Origin of the sequence: Micropruina sp., assembly GCF_047606665.1 — a bacterium.
Lineage (GTDB): Bacteria > Actinomycetota > Actinomycetes > Propionibacteriales > Propionibacteriaceae > Micropruina.
Map to the genome: position 1 here is coordinate 1 of NZ_JASGEF010000048.1, position 4,985 is coordinate 4,985.

A 4,985-nucleotide genomic window follows, 5' to 3' on the forward strand; every position below is an offset into this window, starting at 1 on the left:
GCCTCGACCCCATCCTCACCCTCCGAGCACTCACCCGCTCCCACCGCGACCACACCATCTGGGGAAGCGGCACAACCCCGACAGCCCCCACACGGGCAGCCTGAACCACAAACCTGACTCACACCCCCTCGAATCGTCCGCGGTGTCGGTGACGCGTGGCAGGCTATGGCACGTGGGTGAACCTAAGGGTGCGAAGGCGACGCTGGCCAAGCGCCGAGCCGATGTGGCAGAGATGTTCGACGGCGTGGCGGCCCGGTACGACCTGGTGAACGATGTGCTCACCGGCGGACTCGACCGCGACTGGCGCTACGCCGTGGTGGCGGCCGTCGCGCCCCGCTCCGGCGAACGCATCCTCGACTTGGCCGCGGGCACCGGCACCTCGTCCAAACCGTTCGCGGACGCCGGCGCGCTGGTCGTTCCGGCCGACCTCAGTTTCGGCATGCTGCAGGTCGGCAAGCAGCGGCAACCCGACCTGGCGTTCGTCAACGCCGACGCGCTGGCCCTGCCGTTCGCCGACGCCGCCTTCGACGCGGTCACCATCTCGTTCGGCCTGCGCAACGTCGAAGACACCGCCGCCGCGCTGACCGAGCTGCGGCGAGTCACCAAACCCGGCGGCCGGGTGGTGATCTGCGAGTTCAGCACCCCGACCTGGACGCCGCTGCGGCTCGCCTACCACGGGGTCGCATTGCGGGTGTTGCCCCTGGTCGCGCGGCTGACGGCGTCCAACCCGGTGGCGTACGAGTATCTGGCGGAGTCGATCCGTGCCTGGCCGGCCCAGCCGGCGCTGGCCGACGCCCTGGTTGCCGCCGGCTGGCGCGACGTCGAGTGGCAGAACCTGAGCGGGGGCATCGTCGCGCTACATCGCGGCCGCGCCTGATGTTCACCCTGGACGCCTACGCCGCCCGCAGCTGTCCGGTCAAAACCCACAACGCCTTCCACCCCGGCCTCACCCTGCCGCCCGCCGACGAGGGACTGCGCGAGGTCTTCCACGGCGGCATCGCCTTCCAAGCCGAGGTGCTGCAGCAGTTGCTGGACGGCTTTCCTGGTTCGGTGTTCGACTGCCGGACGCTGACCGAGGAGCCGCGCGCCGATCAGGAGCAGGCGACCATGGCCGCGCTGGCGTCCGGCGTCGAGGTGCTGATCGGGCCGCTGCTGCCGCGCGATCTGCAGGCGCACCGCCGCGGACGCCCCGACCTACTGCTGCGCGACCCGTCCGGCGGCTACCACCCCGGCGAGATCAAATTCCACCGGCTCACCGACCCGCGCGGCGGCGGGTCGAGCCTGACCTGGTCGAGCCTGTCCGATCCGCTGCGACGAGCTGTTCTGGAAGGGCACCGGTTCCGGTACACCTGGCGGCTGAACGACCTGCTGCAACTCGCCCACTACCGCCGGATGCTGGAGGCGCTCGGCTATGCGGCGTCCGAACCGTTGGCGGCGGTCGTCGGCAGCGACGAGCTGCCCGAGTTGGGCCGGGTGATCTGCTGGGTCGACCTGGACGCGGCCGTGCTGGCGCCCAGTCCGCGCGCGATGCCGTCGTCCGAGACGATCGAGCAGGTGTCGGCGCTGGCCCGTTACGACGTCGAGCACGCCTTCCGGGTCGAGATCGCCGAGGTCGCGTCCGCACTGGCACCCGACGATCCCCCGGCGCTGTTGCCGGTCGCCAACCGGGAATGCGGCTGGTGCCAGTGGTGGGACGTGTGCCGCCCGCAGCTGCACGACGACGACCTCAGCCTGCGCATCTCCAAGTCGCCACTGGACGTGCACGAGATCCGGGTATTGCGCGATCTCGGCGTCGCCACCGTCGCCGAGTTGGCGGCGGCCGACATCGATGCACTGCTGCCGGACTATCTGCCGCGGGTCACCCACCGGGTCGGTGCCGAGGAACGGCTGCGGCTCGCCTGGCGGCGCGCGGCGCTGATGGCGCAGGGCGTCGACTTCGACCGGGTCAGCGAAGGTCCGATCACGCTGCCCGCCGCGGCCCTCGAGATCGACCTGGACATCGAAACCTCTTCCGACGACCGGGTCTACCTGTGGGGCTTCCTGGTCGACGACGGCTCCGGTGCGCGGCGGTATCGGGAGTTCAGTTCGTTTACCGTGCTGGACGATCGGGCCGAGCAGGCGCTGGCGGCGTCCGCGATGAACTGGCTACGCGAAACGGTCGCCGACCGGGACGCCCTGGTCTTCCACTACTCCGACTACGAGCTGATCCGGATGCAACGGCTCGCGGACGCTGCGCGGAGCGATGGTGGGGGTGGTGACGACTCGGGGGGATGTGGTGAGGCGCTGGAGTGGGCGCTGAACTGGGCCCGTCAGCATTTCGTCGACCTGTTCACGGTGATCCGCACTCACTTCTTCGGCACACAGGGGCTCGGCCTGAAAGTGGTGGCCAACAAGGCCGCCGGCTTCTCCTGGCGGGACGCCACCCCAGGCGGACTGAACAGTCAAAGCTGGTTCACCGAAGCCGTCACCGGCGCCACCGACGAGATCAGAGCGGCAGCCCAGCGCCGCGTCCTGGAATACAACGAAGACGATGTCGAGGCCACCTGGCACGTCCGCCGTTGGCTGCGCACGCTCGGCTGACTCGATCCCTGGCGTCCGACTCAGGACAGCCTCCGGCACGCGGGGACGGTTCTTTGGTCCCACTTCTCTCACAGGCAGGGTAGGGCGCTGGGGACGGTTCTCCTGGTCACACCGACGCGCTCCCGGAACATGCGGAGAGCCGGGTCACGGACGCCCCCCAAACAGTCCGCCCGACCCGGCTCAATCCAACATCACCACCCCAACAGCGCCCCGTTTCCGCGTCCCCCGAACCACGTACTCCGAACCCTGCCGGCCTGGCGACTTTCCTGCCCCCAACACCAAGAACTCTGCCCGCCCAACCTCAACCAGCCATACCGGAGACCTCAAGACCAACCCAAGATCCACCACGAACCGTCCCCGGCGACGAACGAACCGTCCCCAGCTATGGAAACGCCGATCATGCACGTCATGGAGAGGCTTTGATCAGCGCGTCCTATCGGCTGAGGACGGTTCCCGGACCGGTTCGGCGTTCGAAGACCAGGTGGGTCTCGGTCTGCCGGACGCCACGATGGACGGTGATGTGCCGCAGCACGATGTCACGGAGCTCGGCAGCGTCCGCAACCGCGACGTGCACCAGGAAGTCCGAGCTGCCGGCCAGGTGGAAGACCTGCAGCACCTGCGGCGTGGTGGCGATGGCGTCGAAGAACTCCTGGACGAGTTGTTCGCTGTGGCTGCCGAGCCGCACCGACACCACCGCCTGCAGCGGACACCCCAGCGCGGCGTGGTCGAGGTCGACGTGACTGCCGGTGATCACGCCGTGCTCGCGGAGTTGGCGCAGCCGGTGAGCGCAGGTCGACTCGGCCAGCCCGAGGCGGTTGGCCAGCGCCTTGTTGGTGATCTCGGCGTCCCGCACGACGGCCGCGAGGATCGCGCGGTCGGTGGCGTCCAGGGTGACCTCGCCGCTTTGCGTTTTCATCAATGACTCCTGCCTGCTCGGCGTCCATCATGGCGGAAATCGCGACTATCGCTGGTTCCATCGCTTCTTCTGCGGAGCAGAGGGCGATCCACCGTGGTTTCGGGCAACGTAACTCTCATGGCGGGGACATCCTTCGAGACGTTGGCCGTGCACGCGGGGCGAGACGGCCTCGCCGCGCTTGGAGTGCATGCGCCGCCGATCGACCTCTCCACCACCAATCCTCTGCCCGATCTCGAGCACGGCGGCGACTCCTACGAATCGATGGCGACCGGGGGTCGTCCGCTGTCCGACGGCGGATTCGTCTACGCCCGGCTCTGGAATCCCACCGTCGCCCGCTTCGAAGAGGCGCTGGCGGCGTTGGAAGGTGCCGAGGCAGCCGTCGCGTTCGCGTCCGGCATGGCGGCGACCACGGCCGCCGTGCTGGCGACGACCGCGCTGACCTCGAAGCACCATGTGGTCGCGGTGCGTCCGTTGTACGGAGGCACCGATCATCTGCTGGCGTCCGGACTGCTGGGCACCGAGACCACCTTCTGCGCCGAGACGGACGTCGCCGCGCACCTCCGTCCGAACACCGGCCTGGTGGTCATCGAGTCCCCGGCGAACCCGACCGTGGAACTCGTCGACATCGCGGCGGTGGTCGCCCAAGCCGGCGGCGTCCCGGTGCTCGTCGACAACACCTTCGCCACCCCGGTGCTGCAGAACCCGCTGGCGTCGGGCGCGACGATGTCCCTGCACAGCGCCACCAAATATCTCGGCGGCCATGGCGACGTGGTGGCCGGCGTGATCGCCTGCTCCGAGGACGCCGCGCGCGGGCTGCGCCAGGTGCGCGCTCTGACCGGCGCCGTGCTGCATCCGCTGGCCGGCTACCTGTTGCACCGCGGACTCACGACGCTGCCGATCCGGGTCCGCACCCAGCAGGAATCGGCGTGCCGAATCGCGCACTGGCTAGGTGAGCAGCCCGATGTCTTGACCGTCTTCTACCCTGGCTTGGACGGCGATCCGCGCGGGCTGCTCACCCGGCAGATGCGCGGCACCGGCGCGATGATCGCCATCCGCCTGCAGGGTGGCTATGAGGCTGCGCGCCGGATGACATCCGCCGTCCGGGTATTCACCCACGCCGTCTCGCTCGGCGGCGTCGACTCCCTGATCGAGCATCCCGCCGCCCTCACCCACCGTCCGGTGACCGCGGACGCCCGTCCGCGCGACGACCTCGTCCGGCTGTCGGTCGGCCTGGAGAATGTGGACGACCTGATCGCAGATCTGGCGTCCGCCCTGGAAGCCAGCCGCTGACCCGATCAGCCTGGTGACCTCGGGGACGGTTCTTGTGGTCACCGGGGACGGTTCTCCCGGTCACCCGACAGCTGCCCTGGTAACCGACGACCTGTCCCCTTGAACATGCGGAGAGCCGGGTCACGGACGCCCCCCAACAGTCCGTCCGACCCGGCTCAATCCAACATCACCACCCCGCAGACTCCGTTTCCACGTCCCC

4 protein-coding genes are annotated in these 4,985 nt (G+C 69.2%); 3 read left to right on the top strand and 1 reads right to left on the bottom strand.

Features of this window, described 5'->3' with window-relative positions:
* Positions 1-172: 172 nt before the first annotated feature.
* Both QM619_RS11665 and QM619_RS11670 read left to right on the top strand, forming a co-directional pair.
* Positions 173-877, top strand: coding sequence for a demethylmenaquinone methyltransferase (locus QM619_RS11665; RefSeq protein ID WP_415108579.1), 705 nt, complete (start codon positions 173-175; stop codon positions 875-877).
* Positions 877-2,580, top strand: coding sequence for a TM0106 family RecB-like putative nuclease (locus tag QM619_RS11670; protein WP_415108582.1), 1,704 nt, complete (start codon positions 877-879; stop codon positions 2,578-2,580). Before QM619_RS11665 ends, QM619_RS11670 begins: the two co-directional genes overlap by 1 nt.
* A gap of 433 nt (positions 2,581-3,013) precedes the next feature.
* On the opposite strand, the gene QM619_RS11675 is transcribed toward QM619_RS11670, so the two are convergent.
* Positions 3,014-3,496, bottom strand: coding sequence for an Lrp/AsnC family transcriptional regulator (locus QM619_RS11675; protein WP_415108585.1), 483 nt, complete (start codon positions 3,494-3,496; stop codon positions 3,014-3,016).
* Between the two features lie 117 nt (positions 3,497-3,613).
* On the opposite strand from QM619_RS11675, the gene QM619_RS11680 reads away from it, so the two are divergent.
* Positions 3,614-4,786 (top strand): trans-sulfuration enzyme family protein, encoded by a 1,173-nt coding sequence (locus QM619_RS11680; protein WP_415108588.1) that lies wholly within the window; start codon positions 3,614-3,616, stop codon positions 4,784-4,786.
* Positions 4,787-4,985 lie beyond the last annotated feature (199 nt).